Consider the following 21,958-nt stretch of genomic DNA (forward strand, 5'->3'; position numbering starts at 1 on the left):
AAGATTTGGAACGATTCTAAATGTTGGCCGCCAACCGGATTGCATCATCCAACCGATCGTCACCCCAGTATAGTTCGTCACCGACTAGAAAACTCGGCGCGCCAAACAGCCCCTTGGCCTGAGCGGTTTTAGTCTGCTTGATCAAAGCAGACTTGATCTCGGCGTCTTGGGTTCTGTCCAAAAGGTTTTCAGGCAGGCCAGCGGATTTCAGGCAATCAACCAGCACCGCATCGTCCGACACGTTCCGACCTTGTGCAAATTCGGCTGTATAGACCGCCCGAACGAAACGCGCCCTGTGGGACTGATCTTCAATAGACAGCGTGAGGCGCGCAGCCTTCAGGCCGTTTTGCGGAAACGGGTCCGGCTGCCGGAAGGGCAGGCCGCGCTGCGACGTCAAACGCTCCATATCGCGCCACATATAGCGCCCTTTGGCCGGGTAGATGTTGAACGGGGAATTGTTCCAGCCCTGCGTCGCGAAAATGGGCCCCAGAAGAAAGGGATGCCATTCTACGACGACGTCGTGCTGTGCCGCAGCCTGCTCGATTCGCATGGCGCTGAGGTAGGAATAGGTCGATGCGAATTCGAACCAGAACTGGATGCGGCGTTGCATAGGGTGGCCTCAGGTGATGGCTTCCAGCTTTTCCTTGCTAAGGTCGCCGGGCACAATTGTGATCGGAATCGGCAAGCTGCCCGAGTTTTTAGTCAGCTGCGTTACCAAAGGGCCAGGCCCTTTCTTTTCGATGCCAGCCCCCAGGACCAGAACGCCGATGTCCGGGTCTGACTGGACATGTTCGATGATCTGAGGGACAGGGTCGCCTTCGCGAATGGACAGCTCGGGATCGATCCCTTGTTTGTCGCGCATCCATTTGGCGAAAACTTCGTAATGCGCATGAATGCGTTCGCGTGCCTCTTCGCGCATGGTTTCGGCAACACCGATCCAGTGATTGAACTCATCGGGTGGGATGACGGACAGGATCGTTACCCCTCCACCGGTATGGGCTGCACGCATTGCAGCGAAACGCATCGCGTTAAGGCATTCACGGCTGTCATCCAGAATGACTAGAAACTTACGCATGGGTGTCCTCGTGTATTTAGGGGGATCATGCCCGACCAAATGCGGGCTGGCAACACGGCGTATGACTACCGAGTGCTTGCCGCCCAGTCCCAATAAAGCTCGCGCGCGCGACGTGCAATCGGTCCGACCTGATATTGGGTGTCTTCTAATGCGGTGACCGGCGTTATCTTGTTCATGTTACCGGTCATAAACACCTCATCCGCCTTGTGAAAATCTTCAAAGCTGAGAACAGATTCGTGGACCGTCACGCCGTCAGCGCGCAGGTTTTTGATATGTCGCGCTCGGGTGATTCCGGCCAGAAAAGTTCCATTGGGCGTAGGTGTGAATACCTCGCCGTCCCGGACCATGAAGATGTTTGCGGTGGCGGTTTCCGCCACATGACCCAAGGCATCCGCTACCAGCGCGTTCGAGAACCCCTTGGACTTGGCCTCTTTCAGCATTCGGGCGTTGTTGGGATACAGGCATCCGGCTTTGGCATTCACAACGGCTGATTCCAGAACCGGTCGGCGGAACCGCGTGGTGGTCAGCGTGACCGAAGCTGTTTCCGGTGCCATTGGTATTTCTTCCAGACAGATGGCAAATCCGGTGCTGTCCTGCTGAGGCACAATGGCCGTGGCGTCCCCGTCGATGCCCCAATACATCGGCCGAATATAGACGGCGGAACCTTTGGCATAGCCATTCAGCCCTTCGCGGACGATTTCGACCATCTGTTCGGTCGTCACTGTTGGGGTCAGCAAAAGCGCCTCGGCTGAGCGGTTGACCCGTTCGCAATGGGCCACCAGATCCGGGGTCAGCCCGTCGAAGAAACGCGCGCCGTCAAAGACCGAAGACCCCAGCCAAGCGCCATGGTCTGCCGCACGCATGATCGGGGCGTCCCCGTTGTGCCACTGACCATCAAAATAGGTGCGGATATTTTTGCCGACTGCCATGACGCCCTCCTTTGCCCTTGGGGCAACCTAGGAAGGCGTCACAGGAAGGTCCAGCGCAATCAGCCTTGTTTTGCGCCAACCATACCCACGATGTCGTAGGTCTGTTGCAGGATCGGGGCCGCTATCGCCCGCGCCCTTTCCGCGCCGCGTGCGAGAATCCGGTCAATCTCGGCCTCTTCACCCATCAGACGCGCCATTTCGGTTGAGATCGGCGACAGTTTGGCGACCGCCAGCTCGGCCAGCATCGGTTTGAATTCACCGAATTGCTTGCCGCCGACTTCGGCCAGAACCTGTTCCGCCGTTTGATCGCTGAGCGCGGCGTAGATGTTGACCAGATTGCGGGCCTCGGGGCGTTCGGACAGACCGTCGGCTTCTGAAGGCAGGGCATCCGGGTCGGTCTTGGCCTTGCGGATCTTCTTGGCGATCTCGTCGGCATCGTCCGTCATGTTGATCCGGGTCATATCGGACGGGTCCGAAGACGACATCTTCCGCGAGCCGTCCCGCAGGTTCATCACGCGCGGCGCGGGTCCACCGATTACAGGCTCGGTCACCGGAAAGAAATCCACGCCATAATCATGGTTGAACTTGATCGCGATGTCGCGAGTCAGCTCCAGATGCTGTTTCTGGTCCTCGCCCACCGGCACATGTGTCGCATGGTAGGTCAGGATGTCCGCTGCCATCAGTGCCGGGTAAGCAAACAAACCCAGCGAGGCGTTCTGAGCATTCTTGCCCGCCTTGTCCTTGAACTGCGTCATCCGCTGCATCCAGCCCATCCGGGCGATACAATTGAAGATCCACGCCAGCTGCGTGTGCTCGGCCACCTGGCTTTGGTTGAACAGGATGGACTTTTCAGGGTCCAGACCGGCGGCGATGAAACCGGCGCAAACCTCGCGGGTCTTTTCGCGCAGACGGGCAGGGTCTTGCCAGACGGTGATCGCGTGCAGGTCGACCATGCAATAAATGGTCTCGAAATCTTCGCCCTGCATATCCACAAAACGCTTGAGCGCACCCAGGTAGTTGCCAAGGTGCAGGTTTCCCGAAGGCTGGATGCCGGAAAACACGCGCGGCGTGAACTTGGTTTCGGTCATCGAAGGGAACTCCCGTCTGGAAAAATCAGCCCCCGTCGCTTACCCATGAGGTCAAGGGACGTCAACAGCCGCGAAAGGCCAGCCCAATGAGCAGTGAGCATTATACACCCGCCGTAAACCCTCTGCCGCCCGTTGTGGTGGCGTTGGTCCTGTTCATCATGGGGATCGAATTGGCGTTTACACTGGGTGCACGCGGTCTTGTGGGTGGGCCATCAGCGGTAGGTTGGCGGTTGGATGCCCTGCAGAGTTACACCTTTTCCCCGGATATCTTTCACTGGATGATCGAGAATGGCCGTTGGCCGTTTGAACATGTGATCCGTTTCGTGACCTATCCGTTCGTATCGGGCAGTTTTACCCAGGCGGTTTTTGTCAGCGTTTTCGTTCTGGCCATGGGCAAAATGGTAGCCGAAGTGTTCGGCGGTTTTCAAATGCTGATCATTTTCGTTTTGTCCGGTATCGGTGGCGCGTTGGTCTATGGGTTGTTGCTAAATCCCACCTATCCGCTGGTCGGAGGGTTCCCGCCGGTTTACGGTCTGATCGGCGCGTTCACATGGTTGCTGTGGCGCAAGTTGTCACTGGTCGGCGAAAACCAGTCCCGGGCCTTCAGCCTGATCGCGGTTTTGATGGGCATCCAGCTGGTGTTCGGACTTTTGTTTGGCGGCACGTCCGATTGGGTTGCCGATCTGGGCGGATTTGCCACCGGATTTGGTCTATCGTTTTTCCTGGCACCGGGCGGATGGGCGCGGATCGTGGGACGTATTCGCCGCGACTGATCAGGACCGACGCAGCGCTTTTCTGAATTCGGACAGCTCGAACGCTTTGAAGAGGTGACCGAGTAAGAAATAGGCGGCAGCTGCAACTATGATTAGGACAAGCAGCGCCAGATAACGCCATCCGGGTACCTGGAAGGTCCAGCCAAAAATATGAAGGGCGGCGAAAAGCACAACGCCCATACCGAGCGATGCCGCGACGACGCGCCAGGCACGTCGTTTGAACCGGTCGTCAAACCGTGCTTCATCGCCGAAACGGCGCGCTCCAATCGCCAACAAGGCAACCATTGCCCAACCGGCAGCCGAAGCCGCGATCGCCGGTGCGATCCACCCCACCAACGGGTAAAGACCGAAGGCCAGCCCGGCATTGATCACCATCGCAACTACGGCATAGCGAAACGGAGAACGGGTGTCTTCGCGCGCGAAGAACAAGGGCTGCAGCAGCTTTTGCAGCATGAAAGCGGGCAGGCCGACGCCATAGATAGCTACGGCCAAGGCAGTGGCTGCCGTGTCCTCGGGGCTGAATTGGCCGCGTTCGAACAGGACCGACACCAGAGGTATTGGAATGATCAGAAAGGCAACCGTGGACGGCAGGGTCAGCAGCAGTGTGAACTCTCCGGCGCGGGAATAGGCATTGCGCGCCCCGCCCTTGTCCCCGGCCCGTAAGCGGCGGGACAGATCTGGGAGCAGGACGATCCCCACCGCAATACCGACCACGCCCAATGGCAATTGATACAGCCGATCCGCTGCGAATAGCCAACTGACAGCCTTTTCGGTTTTGGACGCGACCAACTGGCCAACCACCAGATTGACCTGCGTGACGCCCATCGCCAAAGCGGCGGGCACTGCAATGCGAACCATGCGTCGCATTTCCGGGCTGAGCTTGGGCAGGCCGGGACGGATGCGAATACCTGCTCGTTCTGTCGCCACCCAAACCAGCGCCAGTTGCGCGACCCCTGCCAGCGGAATGACCGTGATCAGCCACCAGATTACGTCGCCGCCAGACAGCGCGCCTGCGATCAAAGCAGTACAGGCAAAGATATTGAGTAAGACAGGCGCGGCAGCGGCAGCCGCGAACCGACCGGTGGCATTCAGAACGCCGGAAAACAGCGCGGCCAGCGACATGAACAGGATATAGGGAAAAACGACGTAACCGTAGTCGACAGCCATGTCGAAGCGTTCATCGCCATAGAACCCTTCGGCGGTCAGCCAAACAAGTCCAGGCATGAATACCATCGCCAATCCAACCAGTGCCAAAACAGCCGCCGTCAGCACGTTGAAGGCATCCTGAGCAAACCCTTCGGCGTCTTCTTCGCCCTCCAGTCGTTTCGAGAACATCGGTACAAAGGCGGCGTTGAAGGCACCTTCGGCAAAGAAACGACGAAACATGTTGGGCAGGCGGAAAGCGGCAACAAAGGCGTCCATCACCGGACCAGGCCCGATATAGGCGGTTAGCAGAATCTCCCGGAGAAATCCCAAAATTCGACTGGCCAGAGTCCAGAATCCGACCGTGAACAGGCCTGAAAACAACCGGATCTGTTTCATGAGATTGCGCGCTCCGCACCTTCAGTGATGGCTTTGCGCAGCTTGGTCTCAAGACCGCGTTGCTTGCTTTCGGAATGGTATTTCAGGCCGAACATGTCCTTGACGTAAAAGGTATCGACAACCTGTTCGCCATAGGTCGCGATCACGGCGTTGGCGATATAGACATTGGCCGCAGCCAGCGTTCTTGTCAGGTCATACAACAGGCCCGGGCGGTCGCGGGTATCAACCTCGATGATGGTGTAGATCTCGGACCCGTCATTATCGAAGATGATATGGGTCGGCACATTGAAGGCGCGTTCGCGTTTCTTGATCTTGTCGCGCGATTTCAGAGCGTCACGCGCCACGACTTCGCCCTTGAGCGTCTTTTGGATCATCTGTGTCAGCCGCGGCAAACGGCTTGCCTCAAAAGGGTGGCCCTCGGCATCCTGAATCCAGAACGCATCGGTGACGTACCCGTCCTTGGTGGTATAGCTACGGGCGTCGACCACGTTGGCCCCAACCAACGCAAGCGCCCCGGCGATGCGGGCGAAAATCCCCGGATGGTCTGCCATGGCAAAACACGCGCGGGTGGCGTCGCGATCGTCATCCGGATGCAGGTGAATTTCCATCGCGCCGGGGTCGCCGCTGTGTTCCAGAGCGCGTAGCATTTTCGCGAACTCAATATGTGTAGACAGGTTCAGGCCCTGCCAATAGGGCGCATAGTGTCGTCCTGTTTCGGCCTTCAGGTCAGCCTTCGACCAATCGTCAAGCGCCGAACGCAGCGCCTTTTTGGCTTCGACGCCACGGTTGGCCCGGTTCAGGTCTTCCATACCTGTTTCAAGCGCCCGTTTGGTTTCAGCGTGCAAGGCGCGCAGCAGGGTGGCCTTCCAGTTGTTCCAGGTGTTGGGCCCAACGCCGCGAATGTCACACACGGTCAGAACCGTGAGCAGATCCAACCGTTTGACCGTCTTAACCGCCTTGGCAAAATCGCGCACTGTGCGCGGGTCCGAGATGTCGCGTTTCTGCGCCATGTCCGACATCAACAGGTGATATCGTACCAACCATTCCACGGTTTCAGAGTCCGATTTGTTCAGGCCCAAGCGTGGAGCAACCTTGCGCGCGATCTGAGCGCCCAGAATGGAATGGTCCTCGGGTCGCCCTTTGGCGATATCGTGCAGCAGCAAGGCCACATAGAGGACCTTGCGATTAACCCCGCGTTTCAGGATCGATGACGCCAGCGGTAGTGACTCGACCAATTCACCGCGTTCAATCTGGGCCAGGTTGACGATGGTCTGGATCGTGTGCTCGTCCACTGTATAGCTGTGATACATGTTGAACTGCATCATCGCCACGATGTGTTCGAACTCTGGCAAAAACGCCGACAATACTCCCAATTCGTTCATGCGGCGCAGGGCGCGTTCCGGGTTGCCGTGTTTCAGCATGAGGTCCAGAAAAATGCGCTGCGCCTCTTTGTTTTGGCGCATGTCGTCGTCGATGAGGTTTAGGTTGGCTGTTACCAGCCGCATCGCATCCGGGTGGATCAGCATGCCAGTGCGAAGACCTTCCTCGAACAGACGCAGAAGGTTCAGCTTGTCGGACAGAAACTTCTTGGCGTCCGCTACATCCAAGCGACCGTGAACGACCTTGTACCCTGCTTTGACACGCGGTCGACGCCTAAAGATGCGTTCCAGTAGGGCGGCACCTTTCACGTGTGACGCTTCGAGTTTGGTCAGGAAGATCCGGGTCAGTTCACCAACGCGCGTTGCCTCGCGGAAATAGCGTTGCATGAACACTTCAACAGCCCGTCGCCCGGCCCTGTCTTCATAACCCATACGGTCGGCAACCTCGACCTGCAGGTCGAAAGTCAGTTGTTCCGTCGCACGACCGGTCACCAGATGCAGATGTGAACGCACGGCCCACAGAAACTCTTCGGCCTCTACAAAGGTGTTGAATTCCTCGGGTTCAAACAGGCCCAGAGGGACCAGTTCAGCCACGTCCTGAACGCCATAGATGTACTTTGCAATCCAGTAGAGCGATTGAAGATCGCGCAACCCGCCTTTGCCCTCTTTGACATTGGGCTCGACCATGTAACGCTCACCCTGCTTGTGGTGGCGCTCGTCCCGTTCCTGCAGCTTGGCCTCGATGAATTGACGCTCGCTGCCCTTGAACAGCTCGGTTTTCAGACGGTCATCAAGTTCTTCGGCAAGGGCCGCGTCCCCAGCCAGATAGCGTTGCTCGAGCATGGCGGTGCGGATGGTGAAATCCTCGGTGCCCAGTCGCAGGCAATCCTTGATTGTTCGGGATGAATGGCCAACCTTCAGGCGTAGATCCCAAAGCATGTAGAGCATGGACTCGATGACGCTCTCGGCCCAAGCGGTGATCTTGTAGGGCGTCAAAAAAAGCAGATCGACGTCCGAAGCCGGGGCCATTTCGCCGCGGCCATATCCACCAACAGCAAGAACCGCAATCTTTTCGCCCTGCGTCGGGGTTGCCAGCGGATGTAGATAGGTGCTGGCCACTTGCATCGCTGTGCAGACCAACCCGTCGGTTAAATAGGTGTAGGACCGGGTCAAAGGTCTGGCGTCAAAGGGGCGTTTAGCGAAGGCATCCGCAATGGTCTTGCGCCCAGTCTTTTGGGCATCGCGCAGGATGCGCACGGTTTCATTCCGCCGCGCGGCATTGTCTTGAATATTTTCAAAGGCTTCCGACAGTTGCACCAGGATGGCGGTACTGTCGAAAATTTCATCGGCCGGGCAGATCAGCTCACCCTTGGGGGTGAGCGTCAGCATCGGCTGATCAGAAACCGGCGCCAGAGAAGCTTTGAGGGGCGGAGTCAATCACTACTACCTGTTTGTTCTGGATCGTGGCAACGGCCAGACCGCGTTCATTCGTGCCGTCTGATCGCAGGCGGAAGATGCCGCCAACGCCCTGGAAACCGGCATTTTGTGTCAGGGCAGATGCGGTCAGCGCGTCGGATTTTCCCTGGCTCACCAAAGCCGCAATCGCTGCAATGCCATCATAGGCCAGACCGCTGATCGGGTGCGGAGCCTCACCATAGGTGCTGTTATACCGCTGACGGTACGCCTGCGCCTTTGCCGGGTCGGGCAGGGCGAACCAGCCCCCTTGAACACCCGGCAGTTCCAGCGTCTGTGCCGGTATGTCCCAGCGCGTCAGGCCGAGGAACTGGGTGGTGGCCGACGACACACCAGCTTCTGGCAACAGCTGCGAATACAGCGGCAGTGCGCCAGCTGTCGTTGCCGTCAGAAACACCGAATCCGCACCGGCAGCAGCCACGGTTGCCTTGATCGTTGGAACCGAATTGATGACGCCTTGCTGGGACCGGTCATAGCCAACCGTACCCGCGTTCGCTACGCGGCTGCTGGCAAGCGCAGTTGCAATCGCTGATTGACCAAGCTGCCCGGCTGCATCGTTGCTGTGGACGATGACCATGCTGGTCTTGCCTTGTGAACCGGCAAAGTTGACCAAACGGTTCGCAGTGTTTTGAAAAGTCGGGCCCAAAACAAAGACGTTGCCACCTGCAATGCTGGTATTGTTCGAGAAGGACAGCACGTTGACTTTGTTATTCAGTACAGAGAGACCTGCCGAGTTTGCCGCCTGCGCGTAAACCGGGCCAATGATGATCTTCGCCCCATCCGCGACGGCTTGTTGCGCCACTGTCGCGGCCGTGTTCGAGCTGCCCCGCGTGTCATAAACGCGCAGATCAATCTTAACATTCTGCAGATCAGCCATGGCCAGACGCGCCGCGTTCTCAAGGCTCCGCGCCAGTTCGGCGTCGCCGGAATTTCCCGATCCCGCCGGAACCAAAAGTGCGACCGGAACGGGTTTGGACGTGTTGATTGACGGGCCTCCGCCAAGGCCGCCGGGCTCACATGCCGCGAGGAATGCGGCGGTTGCCAGGATCGCGGCGGATTTCGCCAGCTTGCGAACGGGCTTGCAAACGGTAAACATCTAAATGAAAACTCCCTGTCCCGGCGGCTTGGGGTACCACCAATCTGTTATGCCGCGATAATAAACGTCACGCTGTGAGGGTCCAGCTTTGAATTTTCAAAAAGTAAGATTGGGCGCGGGCCTGTATTTTGTTGCCACTCCGATCGGTGCGGCGCGCGATATAACGCTCAGAGCGCTGGATGTGCTGGCCTCGGCTGACGTCATTGCTGCCGAAGACACGCGCAGCTTGCGCCGGTTGATGGAGATTCACGGCGTACCGCTGGATGGGCGACGAATCCTAGCCTATCACGATCACAGCGGCGTCGGCGCGCGCGGCAAAATCCTTGATGCGTTGCAGGACGGGAAGTCTGTCGCTTATGCATCTGAGGCCGGAATGCCGCTGATCGCCGATCCGGGATACGATTTGGGGAAGCAGGCCGCCGAAGCGGGTCATACGGTGACCTGTGCACCGGGACCGTCAGCGGCGCTAATGGCGCTGACACTGGCCGGGCTGCCGACAGATGCATTCTTTTTTGCGGGCTTCTTGCCGAACGCGACCGGCGCGCGCCGGTCGCGGATCGAGGTATTGCGGGACGTGCCGGGCACACTGGTGTTTTACGAATCTCCGAAACGCGTAGCGGCGTGTTTGTCGGATCTTGCAACCGTGCTAGGCAATGACCGTCAGGCCGCAATGTGCCGCGAACTGACAAAGAAATTCGAAGAGGTTCGTCGCGGGACGTTGGAAGAACTGGCGGCCAACCTGCATGGGCAGACAGTCAAAGGTGAAATTGTTCTGCTCGTGGACCGCGGACATTCAGAAACTGTTAACGAATCCGACGTAGAAGAGGCGTTGAAACGAGCCTTGGAAACCCATTCAGTTCGCGACGCGGCCGATCTGGTATCAGAGATGTACAAGCTGCCGCGCCGCCCGATCTATCAGAAGGCTCTGAAATTGGGAAAGGGATGACATGGCTGCACGATCCGTTCGAAGTTCGGTGTCCTATCATGCCGGGCAGGCGGCGGAGCAGCAGGTTGCGTCAAATTATGAACAACGCGGCTATTTCATCCTGAAACGCCGCTGGCGCGGCGCCGGTGGGGAGATCGATCTTATTGCGCGCGACGCTCACGGGATTGTCTTTGTCGAAGTGAAAAAAAGTGTCAGTTTCGATGCCGCTGCCGCCCGGATCAATCGGCGCCAAATGGATAGGATCTGCGCATCGGCGGCCCAATTCCTGGAAACCGAACCAAACGGGCAATTGACCAATGTGCGGTTTGACGCGGCTTTGGTGGATGCCTCGGGCGCCGTTCAAATTATCGAAAACGCCTTCGGTTTAGCCTGATCCCCATTGAACCCCCGACGTGGCTGGGCCATGTATCTGGCGTGAAACTGAGGGACACGCCATGAAAATCGCCTTTCAGATGGACCCAATCGGGGCCGTGGATATCAATGCCGACAGCTCATTCCGTCTGGCCGAAGAGGCGCAGGCGCGCGGACATACGCTGTTTTTCTACAGCCCGGATCAGCTGGCCTATCAAGAGGGGCGGATCACCGCGCGCGGTCAGGACATGAAAGTTCAACGGGTGGCGGGCAATCCGGCGGAACTTGGCACCGAACGTGAAGTGGACCTGGCAGAGTTCGACGTGATCTGGCTGCGTCAGGACCCGCCGTTTGACATGCATTACATCACATCGACCCACTTGCTGGACCGTCTAAAGGGGCAAGTTTTGGTTGTGAATGATCCGTTCTGGGTGCGGAACTACCCCGAAAAACTACTGGTTCTGGATTTCCCGAATCTGACGCCGCCCACAACGATTGCGCGGGATCTGCAGACCATCAAGGCGTTCAAGGAAAAGCACGGCGACGTCATCCTCAAACCGCTTTATGGCAATGGCGGTGCCGGAGTTTTCCGGTTGGACGCGAATGATCGCAACCTGACCTCTTTGCATGAGCTGTTCACCGGGTTCTCGCGCGAGCCTTTGATTGTTCAGAAATTCCTGCCGGATGTCAGCAATGGCGACAAACGTGTGATTCTGGTTGATGGTGAAGCCGTAGGTGCGATCAACCGCGTACCGGCCGCGGGCGAAACACGTTCGAACATGCATGTAGGCGGTCGTCCCGAAAAGATTGGCCTGTCCGAGCGCGACCTGGAAATTTGTGCCGCGATCGGACCGCTGCTGAAGGAAAAAGGCCAGATATTTGTCGGCATCGACGTGATCGGCGATTACCTGACGGAAATCAATGTGACCTCGCCAACAGGCATTCAAGAGCTAGAGCGGTTCAACGGCGTGAACGTCGCCGAAAAAATTTGGCAGGCGATTGAAGCCAAGCTTTAAGATGCCGCCTTGGCGCTGATACGAAAGCTCAGCGCCTCGGCGATATGAGGGCGCCGGACATCCGGCGCCCCGTCCAGATCAGCGATAGTACGCGCTACGCGCAGGATGCGGTGAAAGGCGCGGGCAGACAGGCCAAATCGCTCGGCTGCCTTCAGCAACAGGTCTTTGCCTTCAGCATCCGGGGCAGCGATTTCATCCAGCAATTTACCCTCGACATCGGCGTTCTGACGGGTGGACGGTGTATCGCAAAACCGCTCTGCCTGAATCGACCGGGCTTGTTCGACGCGCGCGGCAACGGTGGCGGAACTGTCACCCGAGGGTGGTAGGTCCAGATCGGTGAATCTGACCGGGGGCACCTCAATCCGCAAATCAAACCGGTCCATCAACGGCCCGGAGATTCGGCTCAGGTAATCCTCTCCGCAAACAGGTGCGCGGGAACAAGCGCGCCCGGGATCGGTGAGGTAGCCGCATTTGCAAGGGTTGGCCGCCGCGACCAGCATGAACCGGCAGGGGTATTTCACATGGGCATTTGCACGCGCGACCATGACCTCTCCAGTTTCAATAGGCTGGCGTAGTGTCTCTAGAACCGTGCGTGGGAATTCCGGGAACTCGTCCATGAACAGAACGCCGTTGTGGGCCAGTGAAATCTCGCCCGGCTTTGCCCCCCTGCCGCCACCAACGATCGCAGCCATGGACGCCGTGTGATGAGGTTCGCGAAACGGGCGGCTGCGGCTGATCCCACCTTCGTCCAATAGCCCGCACAATGACTGAATCATCGAAGTTTCTAGCGCCTCGGTCGGTGTCAGCGGCGGTAAAATCCCAGGCAGGCGTGCAGCCAGCATGGATTTGCCGGAACCGGGTGTGCCGGTCATGATCAGATGGTGCCGACCTGCTGCGGCGATTTCCAGGGCGCGCTTTGCACGTTCTTGCCCTTTGACGTCGCGCAGGTCACGCGCGCTGGGCTCAAGTGTGACTTCGCCGGGCTGTGCGGCGGGTAGCGGAGACTGGCCAGAGAAATGCCGCACCACGTCCCCAAGCGACCCAGCGCCGATCACCTGTGTTGCATCAACCCAAGCAGCCTCGGCGCTAGAGGCACGGGGGCAGAGCAAGGCCCGATCCTCAGCCGCCGCAGTCATTGCAGCGGGTAGGGCACCGACCACAGGCACTAGTGAGCCATCCAAAGATAACTCGCCCAGCGAAACCGAACCTTCGGCGGCGTCCCGCGGAATGATCTCTAACGCGGACAGCAATGCAACAGCTATAGGCAGGTCGAAATGGCTGCCTTCTTTGGGTAGGTCGGCAGGCGACAGGTTGATAGTGATCCGTTTTGACGGCAACGCGATGGCCATCGAGCTCAGCGCGCTGCGGACGCGGTCCCGCGCCTCCGACACGGCTTTGTCGGGCAGCCCGACGATGGAAAATGCGGGCAGGCCCGGTGAGACGGCGCACTGCACCTCGACCGGGCGGGCATCGACCCCTTGAAAAGCAACAGTGTGGGCGCGGGCAACCATGAATGACCTTTTTGGTTAACAGGTCGTTGCTGCCACGGCTGCGGTTTAAGAATCGTTAACGGCGCGGGTCATCTCGGTGAATTTTGGCCAGGCACCGGGATCAGCGACTGTTTTGTCACGGCAAAACTGGTTGCAGAACCCCCAACGCTCGCCGTTCAGTTCAAGAACTGCAGTGATGGCTTTGCCGGAATAGGGGCAGGCGTCGTTGATTGACATATTTCCGTTCACGGCTTTTGCCTGAGAAGAACCGGCAATTGGCCAAGGTTCGGATGGCAGATCCACGGGGTATGGAAAAGGGTCGTAGTTGACCGTCAGCCCCATCGCACGCCACTGGCGGACAGAAACATCCGACAGCAACTCAAGACAGTATTCGCGATTGGCATCAGCAACTGGCAAGCCATAGCCAATAATCCGTGCCGCGACCGGCGTATAGAACACGTCCGCAAGGGAATAGTGACCGAACAAAGGACCGGAGTCCCCGCCTGACACATTACGGGCATGGGCCCACAAGGTTTCGATCCTTGCAAGATCGGCGCGTGTTTCGGTCGACGGAGCGAACCCCTGCCAGCACTGTTTGAGCTGCATTGGACACTGCCCGCGCAATGCGCCAAACCCGGCCACCATTTCAGCACATAGCCACCGCGCGGTGGCGCGCGCGGCGGGGTCTTTGGGCCAAAGTCCCGTTTCGGGATGTAACTCGGCAAGGGTTTCCGCCATTGCCAGGCTTTCCCCAACCACGGTGCCGTCGGGCAATCGCAGGGCCGGGACAAGGCGGGCCGGCGCGAGGGGTTTCATATCCTCGGCCATGGTGCCGGAGTAGAGGCCGATCATGTGGGAACGATAGGGCAGACCGAACTTTTCCAGCATTAGCCACCCGCGCATGGACCAGCTGGAAAACAGGCGGTCTCCGATAAACAAATCATAAGTCATGCGGCTAGGATGGCGTGGCCGATCCATTCCGTAAATCAGTGATTTGTGCGCGGTTGCATCACGGAAGATGATTGATCCGTCCGACAGACCAGCGATCGCCGTGATGCGTGATTTCGGTAACCGAAAGGTTGTCGATGCGATGGCCAAAAGCCTCTTGCGCGTCAACGTCGAGCGCCCTTTGGACCTGGGTTAGGATCACGCCAAAATGCGCCACGACCACCAGATCGCATCCTGTGTGTTGTTGGATCAATTGGTCAACGGCTGCGTCGACGCGTTCGCGGACCTCGTTCCAGCTTTCCCCGTTTGGAGGGCGCACATCGCCGGGGTTGTCCCAATATGCAAAGGCAAGTTCGGGGTCTTCAGACTCAATCTCTTTGAAGGCGCGCAGCTCCCAAGTGCCGAAATTGATTTCGCGCAGCGCAGACTGATGTTGCAACCGCCGCCGTGTGCCTTGAATGGCCGATGCAGTATCGGCGGCGCGGCTCAGGTCAGAGGAAACAAAGATAGCGTCCGCAGGCAGGTGGTCATGCAACCGGGCAACGGCGGCACGATCGCTGAGGTCAGCAGGCAGGTCGGACCAGCCAACCATCGTTTTGGCGTGGGTCGGGCCGTGACGCACGAGATGCAGACGTGTCAATCCAGTCGCCCCTTCAATACCAACGGCAGGCCAGCCGTGACTTGCACCACCAGATCGGCTTCGGCGGCCAATGCGATGTTCAGCCGTCCCTGCGCTTCGCGAAACCGGCGGGACAGCGCGTTGTCAGGGACGATCCCTTGTCCAACCTCGTTCGAGACGATGACGACCTGTGCGGAACACAGGCGTAGCGATTGTAAAAGCGCGCTTTGCGTCTGTTCCAGATCGTTTTCTGCAAGCAGGTGATTGGTCAGCCACATGGTGGCACAGTCGATCAGACAGACAGAGTTCGGGGGCAAATCCGCCAATGTCGGGCCAAGGTCAAACGGTGCCTCGATCGTCTTCCAGCCTTCGCCCCGTTGGGAAACATGGCGCTGGACCTTATCTTGCATCTCGTCATCAAACACTTGTGATGTTGCAAGATAAACCCTCTTTTTTCCTGATGAAACAACAAGATGTTCGGCAAAAGCCGACTTGCCCGAGGCCGCGCCGCCCAACACAAAGGTTAAATCCGGACTCACGATAATTACCTTCCATGTGATCCACCCGGTTTTGTTTTGCGTATCGTTCATAGGTCGGCAAAGCAACCCCGGCCCGCGCCTGTGAAAAGGGGAGATTTCAATGGCACTGGACAATGCGAACGACTTCTCGATGTCCCGGAGGGCAATGAAAGCCGAACTTCTGGATGCGGAAACAGAATTGAAGTTGGCATATGCGTGGCGGGACGACCGCGATGAACAGGCCCTTCACCGATTGATCACGGCCTATATGCGGCTGGCCATTTCGATGGCGGCCAAGTTCAAACGCTATGGGGCGCCGATGAATGATCTGATCCAGGAAGCCGGGTTAGGATTGATGAAAGCCGCCGACAAGTTCGACCCCGACCGGGGCGTGCGGTTTTCAACTTATGCGGTCTGGTGGATCAAGGCGAGCATTCAGGACTATGTGATGCGCAACTGGTCAATGGTGCGCACCGGGTCCACGTCTTCGCAAAAATCCCTGTTCTTCAACATGCGACGCGTGCAGGCCCGGCTAGAGCGTGAGGCCGCGTCCGATGGCATGGATCTTGACCGTCATCAATTGCATCAGATGATTGCTGCAGAGATCGGCGTTCCGTTGCGGGACGTGGAAATGATGGAAGGTCGTTTGTCCGGCTCCGATTTCTCGTTAAATGCTGTTCAATCGGCAGATGAAGACGGCCGGGAATGGATCGACGCGCTTGAGGATGAGCGTGAACAAGCCGCAGAGGCGGTCGAAAACAGTCACGATACCCAGCAATTGCGTGAATGGCTGGTGACGGCAATGCAGGCTTTGAATGATCGTGAGAGGTTCATTGTCCGCGAACGCAAGTTGCGCGAACCCGCCCGAACGCTGGAAAGCCTTGGGCAGGAACTTAGCCTATCCAAAGAACGCGTGCGTCAGCTTGAGGCGGCGGCTTTTGTGAAAATGCGCAAGAACCTTGAAGCCCAATCGCGTGAGGTGCAACACTTCATCGCATGAAACATCTTGCGATTCTGCTTTGTGCACTGGTGGTTATGGCCAACCCTGGCCATGCCGATGAGCTGATACCCGACGACGTTGTGTCTGCGATGACGTCTGCGGACGTCGTCATATTAGGCGAAATTCACGACAACCCGCAGCACCACATCATTCAGGCCGAGGCGTTGAAGGCCATCAATCCCTCGGCGGTTGTCTGGGAAATGGTGACTGAAGAAGGTGCTCAGAGATTGGCGGACAAGGCCATTTCCGATCCGGAAGAGCTTGCCAGAATTCTGAAGTGGCTCGAATCCGGCTGGCCGCCGCTTAGCATGTACTACCCGGTCTTTCAGGCCTCAGACGCGCCGGTTTACGGTGCCATGGTTCCGCGCGCGGCGGCGCGTGCGGCGATGGAACGTGGCGCTGCGACGGCTCTGGGTGCTGATGCTGCCCGTTATGGATTGACGGTGCCACTGCCGAAGGATGAGCAGGCCGAGCGTGAGGCTGATCAACTCGCTGCCCATTGCAACGCAATACCAGAGACTGCGCTGCCGCAACTGGTCGCAATCCAGAGGTTGCGGGACGCGGTTCTGACAAGGGCCATATTGCGCGCTGTGGATGATACCGGTGGACCGGTTGCGGTGATCACTGGCAATGGTCATGCCCGTATGGACAGAGGGATTCCAACCTTTCTGTCCCGGCTACGCCCCGGTTTGAAAGTTTTCGTGCTGGGTCAGTCCGAGGATGGCGTCATTGACGGTGAGTTCGACGCTGTGATCGACAGCCCCAGCATCGAACGTGAAGACCCTTGTCTGGCGTTTGAGACACAGAATTAACCGCTGGAACTGTCCGTTGGCCTTGCCTAATGTCGGGCCGACCGGGACGGGAAGGGCAAAATATGCTGGCATCGAAACGCATTCTTCTAATCATCGGCGCTGGAATCGCGGCCTATAAGTCGCTGGATCTGATCCGGCGGCTGAAAGAGCGTGGTGCCTCTGTAACACCGGTTCTGACAGGCGCGGCCGAAGAGTTCGTGACCCCGTTGTCGGTGTCGGCGCTGGCCGGAGAGAAGGTTTATCGCGATCTGTTCGACCTGACGGATGAGGCCGAGATGGGCCATATTCAGCTGTCTAGGTCCGCCGATCTGATCGTGGTCGCACCGGCAACGGCGGACATGATGGGAAAGATGGCGGCTGGGCTAGCCAACGATCTGGCCTCGACCCTGCTGATGGCGACAGATACCCCGGTTTTGTGCGCACCGGCGATGAATGTCCGCATGTGGGACCATCCGTCAACACAGCGCAACCTCAAGCAACTGCAGGCAGATGGTATTCGGTTCGTTGGCCCAAATGAAGGCGACATGGCTTGTGGAGAGTACGGCCCAGGTCGAATGTCGGAGCCTCTTGAGATTGTGGCCGCGGTCGAGGCGCAACTTGGCAACGGTCCGCTGAAGGGCAAGCGCATTCTGGTCACCTCCGGCCCGACACATGAACCGATCGACCCTGTGCGCTACATCGCCAACCGGTCCTCGGGCGCGCAGGGCACCGCGGTGGCACGGGCGTTGTCTGCGCTGGGCGCTGATGTGGTTTTTGTTACCGGCCCTGCCGATGTTTCGCCGCCCGAAGGGGTGCAGGTTATCCGCGTGGAAACCGCGCAGCAGATGTCTGACGCGGTCGACGCTGCACTGCCGATAGATGCGGGTGTGTTTGCTGCTGCGGTTGCGGATTGGCGCATGGCGACGGCTTCAGACAAGAAGCTGAAGAAAAGCCGCGATGGTCTTCCGTTGCTGGAGTTTGCTGAGAACCCCGACATCCTCAAACGCGTGTCCAGGCTGGATGCGGGGCGGCCGACGTTGGTGGTTGGCTTTGCCGCAGAAACTGACAACGTGCTTGAACACGCCACTGCGAAACGCGCGCGCAAGGGCTGTGACTGGATCGTCGCCAATGATGTCAGCCCTGCGACGGGCATCATGGGGGGATCGGAAAACGCGGTCACCCTGATCTCGGACGAAGGGGCCGAAGAATGGCCGCGCATGGACAAGGATGCAGTGGCGCAACGTCTGGCGCAAAAGATCGCCGACGCTCTGACAAGCTGAACAAGAGGTGCAGTGATGGTAGCAATTCGTGTGATCCGCGAAGACGGGGCCGATCCGGCCATCGCTTTGCCGTCTTATGAAACGACTGGCGCGGCGGGAGCGGATGTCAGGGCGAATCTGCCAAATGGAAATTCGATCATGTTGGAACCGGGGCAGCGCGCTTTGATTCCCACGGGGCTTCGGATCGAGATTCCAAATGGGTACGAGGTACAGGTTCGACCCCGATCCGGCCTTGCGCTGAAACACGGGATTACTCTGCCTAATACGCCCGGCACGATCGACAGTGACTATCGCGGCCCGCTGGGGGTGATCCTGCTGAACGCCGGTCAGGAAAGTTTTGAGATTGCGCATGGCGAACGAATCGCGCAACTGGTCGTCGCCCCAGTCGTGCAGGCTGCGTTTGAACCCGTTGAGGTGCTCAGCGACACGGATCGCGGCGCAGGCGGTTTTGGCTCGACTGGACGCGGTTGATGCTTCTGGTTCTGATCCTTGCCGGTGCTCTGTGGGGCATTGGGTACGTAGCGGGGGTGTCCCGAACTGCTCGCTCCGTGTCGGTCAGCGTTTTGCTGATCGGAGTACTTGTTATCCAACTGACGTTGCCGGGTGGGCACCCGCTGCGCGAGGCAACCGGCGGGTCTGCGGCATTGTGGTTGATCCTAGGTGGTGCCGCGGTTTTGGTATTGAGCTATGGCAAGGTGCTCAAAACGCTGCGCAACCGTGCCGCGCCACAGCCAGCCGAGGAAACCGCGATGCAGTCTGACAAGTTCTCTGAGACCGAGTTGGAGCGGTATGCCCGCCACATCGTCCTGCGCGAACTGGGCGGGCCGGGGCAGAAAAAGATGAAACAGGCTCGTGTGCTGGTGATCGGCGCGGGCGGTCTTGGTGCGCCTGCGTTGCAGTATCTTGCGGCGGCCGGTGTGGGCACCATCGGCGTGATCGACGACGATATTGTTGAAAACGCCAATCTGCAGAGGCAGGTGATTCACCGCGATGCCGACATTGGCATGCCCAAGGTTTTCTCGGCCCAGCAAGCCATGCAGGCGCAAAACCCGAACGTGATTGTTCTGCCCTACCATCGTCGTCTGACTGATGAGATTGCGGCAGACCTGTTCGCCGATTTCGACTTGATCCTCGACGGTACCGACAATTTTGACACGCGCTACTTGGCCAACCGTACTGCGGTCGCACTGGGAAAACCGCTTATTTCAGGTGCTCTGTCACAATGGGAAGGTCAGCTAAGCGTCTTTGACCCCGCCAATGACGCGCCTTGTTATCAGTGTATCTTCCCTGAGGCACCGGCCCCCGGTCTGGCCCCGTCCTGTGCCGAAGCAGGGGTTGTTGGCCCGTTGCCCGGCGTTGTGGGGTCCATGATGGCGGTTGAGACGATCAAGGTGATCACTGGGGCCGGGCAGGCTCTGCGCGCCGAAATGCTGATCTATGACGCGCTCTATGGCGAAAGCCGCAAGATCACCCTGACCCGACGCTCTGATTGCCCCATTTGCGGAGAAGTCGACGCGTAAGCCTACTGTCGCGCTAGATTGGCTAGAGATTTCGGCTGTATCGCGGGCACCCCCTCTGGACCATTTCGGCCCGCCTCCCTAGCTTGACCAGCAAAGGAGATCCGCATGACCAACCCGATCCTGTCCGCCTGGACCACTCCATTTGAAATCGCGCCATTTGCCGAGATTTCGGATGATGATTTTGCGCCTGCATTGGACGAGGCGTTGGCTGCCCATAACGCGCAGATCGACGCGATTGCCAACAATTCCGACCCAGCCAGTTTTGCCAATACAATCGAGGCGCTTGAGGCGGCCGGAGAGCAGATGGACAAGGTGCTGTCTGTCTTTTTCACCGTTTCGGGTGCCGACAGCAACCCGGCACGGGAAGAGCTGCAACGCGCGTTTTCGCCCAAACTCTCGGCGCATTTTTCGGGAATTTCGTCAAACAAGGCGCTGTTTCGGCGAGTTGCGGACCTGTGGGTGCGCAAGGATCAGCTTGACCTGACCGATGAACAGGCCCGCGTTCTGATGCTGACCCATCGCGGTTTTGTGCGCGCTGGTTCGGCTTTGGAAGGCAACGATGACACCCGCATGCAAGAGATCAAGTCGCGCCTTGCCACGCTGGGGACGTCCTTCACCCAGAACCTTTTGGCGGACGAGCGCGAATGGTTCATGAACTTGACCGAGAATGATCTGGAAGGATTGCCGGGTTTCGTCGTGGATGCAGCCCGCGCTGCCGGGGAAGAGAAGGGGGCTGATGGTCCTGTCGTCACTCTGTCGCGGTCGTTGATTGTTCCGTTTCTACAATTCTCACCGCGCCGCGATTTGCGTGAGAACGCGTATCGGGCCTGGACCGCGCGTGGTGCCAATGGTGGTGAAACGGACAACCGCGAGATTGCGGCCGAGATCCTGAACTTGCGCGAAGAACGGGCCAAGCTATTGGGATATTCCAGTTTCGCGGACTACAAGCTGGAAACTGAAATGGCCCGAACGCCGGACCGCGTTCGCGATCTGCTGATGCAGGTTTGGGGGCCGGCAAAGGCAAGGGCTGACGCCGACGCCGAATCCTTGACCGCGATGATGCAGGAAGACGGCATCAACGGTCCGCTCGAGGCGTGGGACTGGCGCTACTACGCCGAAAAGCGCCGCAAGGCTGAACATGATTTGGATGAAGCTGCGCTGAAGCCGTACTTGCAGCTGGATCGTATGATCAAGGCCGCCTTTTCCTGCGCCAACCGGCTGTTCGGGCTGGAGTTTGCCCCGCTGAACGTGCCGCTTTATCACTCCGATTGCCGGGCTTGGGACGTAACGCGCGACGGGCAGCATATCGCTGTCTTCATCGGTGACTACTTCGCGCGTGGTTCCAAACGATCGGGCGCATGGTGCAGCGCCATGCGGAGCCAAGCAAAGTTCCCGGAGGTGCAGGCCCCCGTCGTGATCAACGTTTGCAACTTCGCCAAGGGCGACCCGGCGCTGCTGTCTTATGACGATGCGCGCACGCTTTTCCACGAGTTCGGTCACGCATTGCACCAGATGTTGTCCAACGTGACCTATGAAAGCATCTCTGGCACCAGCGTCGCGCGTGACTTCGTAGAGCTTCCCAGCCAGCTTTATGAACACTGGCTGGAGGTGCCCGAAGTACTGGCCGAATTTGCAACCCATGCCGAAACTGGTGAACCGATGCCGCAAGATATGCTTGAGAAGGTTCTGAAGGCCGCGAATTTTGATCAGGGGTTCCAGACCGTGGAATACGTAGCCTCAGCCTTGGTCGATCTGGCGTTCCACGAAGGCGAAGCGCCAGCTGATCCGATGGCGAAACAGGCCGAGGTTCTTGATGGTATCGATATGCCGCATGCCATCGGTATGCGCCACGCGACACCGCATTTTGCCCATGTCTTCGCTGGCGATGGCTATAGCTCGGGCTATTACAGCTACATGTGGTCCGAGGTCATGGATGCCGACGCATTCGCGGCCTTCGAAGAAGCCGGGGGAGCCTTTGACACAGAGCGCGCCAAAGCACTGGAGGACAATATCCTGTCCACCGGCGGCTCGCGCGAAGCTGAGGAGCTGTATCTGGCGTTCCGCGGGCGTTTGCCAGGGGTCGAGGCGCTGTTGAAAGGTCGCGGGCTTATCGCGACCTGACCG

21 protein-coding genes are annotated in these 21,958 nt (G+C 58.6%); 10 read left to right on the forward strand and 11 right to left on the reverse strand.

Going from position 1 to position 21,958, the window contains the following annotated elements; genetic code table 11:
• Window positions 1–16: 16 nt before the first annotated feature.
• The 4 genes from AC2FID_RS13920 to trpS form a co-directional block, all read right to left on the reverse strand.
• Window positions 17–610, reverse strand: coding sequence for a 2-hydroxychromene-2-carboxylate isomerase (locus tag AC2FID_RS13920; RefSeq protein WP_496837313.1), 594 nt, complete (start codon window positions 608–610; stop codon window positions 17–19).
• A 9-nt stretch (window positions 611–619) separates the two neighbouring features.
• The gene (locus tag AC2FID_RS13925) at window positions 620–1,075 is read right to left on the reverse strand and encodes a universal stress protein (RefSeq protein WP_058273504.1); all 456 of its coding nucleotides are present in this window, start codon (window positions 1,073–1,075) and stop codon (window positions 620–622) included.
• Between the two features lie 65 nt (window positions 1,076–1,140).
• A complete protein-coding gene (locus AC2FID_RS13930) occupies window positions 1,141–2,004 on the reverse strand; it encodes a branched-chain amino acid aminotransferase (protein WP_496837316.1) in 864 nt (287 codons plus the stop codon).
• Between the two features lie 59 nt (window positions 2,005–2,063).
• Complete coding sequence (gene trpS, locus AC2FID_RS13935) at window positions 2,064–3,092, reverse strand: tryptophan--tRNA ligase (protein WP_496756390.1); 1,029 nt, start codon at window positions 3,090–3,092, stop codon at window positions 2,064–2,066.
• An 86-nt stretch (window positions 3,093–3,178) separates the two neighbouring features.
• Here trpS and AC2FID_RS13940 point away from each other — a divergent pair, with 86 nt between their 5' ends.
• A complete protein-coding gene (locus tag AC2FID_RS13940; protein WP_496837318.1) occupies window positions 3,179–3,865 on the forward strand; it encodes a rhomboid family intramembrane serine protease in 687 nt (228 codons plus the stop codon).
• Here the strand turns inward: AC2FID_RS13940 and murJ are convergent, their stop codons facing one another.
• Genes murJ through AC2FID_RS13955 form a run of 3 tightly spaced genes read right to left on the reverse strand, consistent with a single transcriptional unit; the run spans window position 3,866 to window position 9,355 of the window.
• Window positions 3,866–5,407, reverse strand: a complete 1,542-nt coding sequence (murJ, locus tag AC2FID_RS13945; protein WP_282120137.1) for a murein biosynthesis integral membrane protein MurJ — start codon at window positions 5,405–5,407, stop codon at window positions 3,866–3,868.
• On the reverse strand, window positions 5,404–8,175 hold the full coding sequence (locus tag AC2FID_RS13950; RefSeq protein ID WP_496837320.1) for a [protein-PII] uridylyltransferase: 2,772 nt from the start codon (window positions 8,173–8,175) through the stop codon (window positions 5,404–5,406). The genes murJ and AC2FID_RS13950 overlap by 4 nt, the downstream gene beginning before the upstream one ends.
• A 7-nt stretch (window positions 8,176–8,182) precedes the next feature.
• Window positions 8,183–9,355, reverse strand: coding sequence for a penicillin-binding protein activator (locus AC2FID_RS13955; RefSeq protein ID WP_496837322.1), 1,173 nt, complete (start codon window positions 9,353–9,355; stop codon window positions 8,183–8,185).
• 88 nt (window positions 9,356–9,443) lie between these two features.
• Between AC2FID_RS13955 and rsmI the strand changes: the two genes are divergently transcribed.
• The 3 genes from rsmI (at window position 9,444) to gshB (ending at window position 11,668) form a co-directional block, all read left to right on the forward strand.
• Complete coding sequence (gene rsmI / locus AC2FID_RS13960; protein WP_058278756.1) at window positions 9,444–10,301, forward strand: 16S rRNA (cytidine(1402)-2'-O)-methyltransferase; 858 nt, start codon at window positions 9,444–9,446, stop codon at window positions 10,299–10,301.
• Between the two features lies 1 nt (window position 10,302).
• Window positions 10,303–10,674 (forward strand): YraN family protein, encoded by a 372-nt coding sequence (locus AC2FID_RS13965; RefSeq protein ID WP_496837324.1) that lies wholly within the window; start codon window positions 10,303–10,305, stop codon window positions 10,672–10,674.
• 61 nt (window positions 10,675–10,735) lie between these two features.
• The gene (gene gshB, locus AC2FID_RS13970; RefSeq protein ID WP_496837326.1) at window positions 10,736–11,668 is read left to right on the forward strand and encodes a glutathione synthase; all 933 of its coding nucleotides are present in this window, start codon (window positions 10,736–10,738) and stop codon (window positions 11,666–11,668) included.
• Here gshB and AC2FID_RS13975 read toward each other — a convergent pair.
• Genes AC2FID_RS13975 through cobU form a run of 4 tightly spaced genes read right to left on the reverse strand, consistent with a single transcriptional unit; the run spans window position 11,665 to window position 15,264 of the window.
• Complete coding sequence (locus AC2FID_RS13975) at window positions 11,665–13,179, reverse strand: YifB family Mg chelatase-like AAA ATPase (RefSeq protein ID WP_496837328.1); 1,515 nt, start codon at window positions 13,177–13,179, stop codon at window positions 11,665–11,667. The genes gshB and AC2FID_RS13975 overlap by 4 nt on opposite strands.
• A 45-nt stretch (window positions 13,180–13,224) precedes the next feature.
• Window positions 13,225–14,109: a glutathione S-transferase gene (locus AC2FID_RS13980; protein ID WP_496756378.1), complete on the reverse strand. Its 885-nt coding sequence runs from the start codon at window positions 14,107–14,109 to the stop codon at window positions 13,225–13,227.
• Window positions 14,110–14,167: 58 nt separating this feature from the next.
• A complete protein-coding gene (locus AC2FID_RS13985; protein ID WP_282120143.1) occupies window positions 14,168–14,746 on the reverse strand; it encodes a histidine phosphatase family protein in 579 nt (192 codons plus the stop codon).
• Window positions 14,743–15,264 (reverse strand): bifunctional adenosylcobinamide kinase/adenosylcobinamide-phosphate guanylyltransferase, encoded by a 522-nt coding sequence (cobU, locus tag AC2FID_RS13990; RefSeq protein WP_282120144.1) that lies wholly within the window; start codon window positions 15,262–15,264, stop codon window positions 14,743–14,745. Before cobU ends, AC2FID_RS13985 begins: the two co-directional genes overlap by 4 nt.
• 100 nt (window positions 15,265–15,364) lie before the next feature.
• On the opposite strand from cobU, the gene AC2FID_RS13995 reads away from it, so the two are divergent.
• The 6 genes from AC2FID_RS13995 to AC2FID_RS14020 all read left to right on the forward strand — a co-directional run bounded on the left by AC2FID_RS13995 (window position 15,365) and on the right by AC2FID_RS14020 (window position 21,955).
• Window positions 15,365–16,243 (forward strand): RNA polymerase factor sigma-32, encoded by an 879-nt coding sequence (locus tag AC2FID_RS13995; RefSeq protein WP_058273490.1) that lies wholly within the window; start codon window positions 15,365–15,367, stop codon window positions 16,241–16,243.
• Window positions 16,240–17,055: a ChaN family lipoprotein gene (locus tag AC2FID_RS14000; RefSeq protein ID WP_496837331.1), complete on the forward strand. Its 816-nt coding sequence runs from the start codon at window positions 16,240–16,242 to the stop codon at window positions 17,053–17,055. Before AC2FID_RS13995 ends, AC2FID_RS14000 begins: the two co-directional genes overlap by 4 nt.
• Window positions 17,056–17,117: 62 nt before the next feature.
• A complete protein-coding gene (coaBC, locus tag AC2FID_RS14005) occupies window positions 17,118–18,314 on the forward strand; it encodes a bifunctional phosphopantothenoylcysteine decarboxylase/phosphopantothenate--cysteine ligase CoaBC (protein ID WP_058273488.1) in 1,197 nt (398 codons plus the stop codon).
• 15 nt (window positions 18,315–18,329) lie between these two features.
• A complete protein-coding gene (gene dut / locus AC2FID_RS14010) occupies window positions 18,330–18,785 on the forward strand; it encodes a dUTP diphosphatase (RefSeq protein ID WP_282169778.1) in 456 nt (151 codons plus the stop codon).
• A complete protein-coding gene (locus AC2FID_RS14015) occupies window positions 18,785–19,834 on the forward strand; it encodes a HesA/MoeB/ThiF family protein (RefSeq protein ID WP_496698820.1) in 1,050 nt (349 codons plus the stop codon). The genes dut and AC2FID_RS14015 overlap by 1 nt, the downstream gene beginning before the upstream one ends.
• 105 nt (window positions 19,835–19,939) lie before the next feature.
• Window positions 19,940–21,955: a M3 family metallopeptidase gene (locus AC2FID_RS14020; RefSeq protein ID WP_496837333.1), complete on the forward strand. Its 2,016-nt coding sequence runs from the start codon at window positions 19,940–19,942 to the stop codon at window positions 21,953–21,955.
• Window positions 21,956–21,958: the final 3 nt, after the last annotated feature.

The sequence above is a fragment of the Ruegeria sp. CDSC068 genome (genome assembly GCF_059610545.1).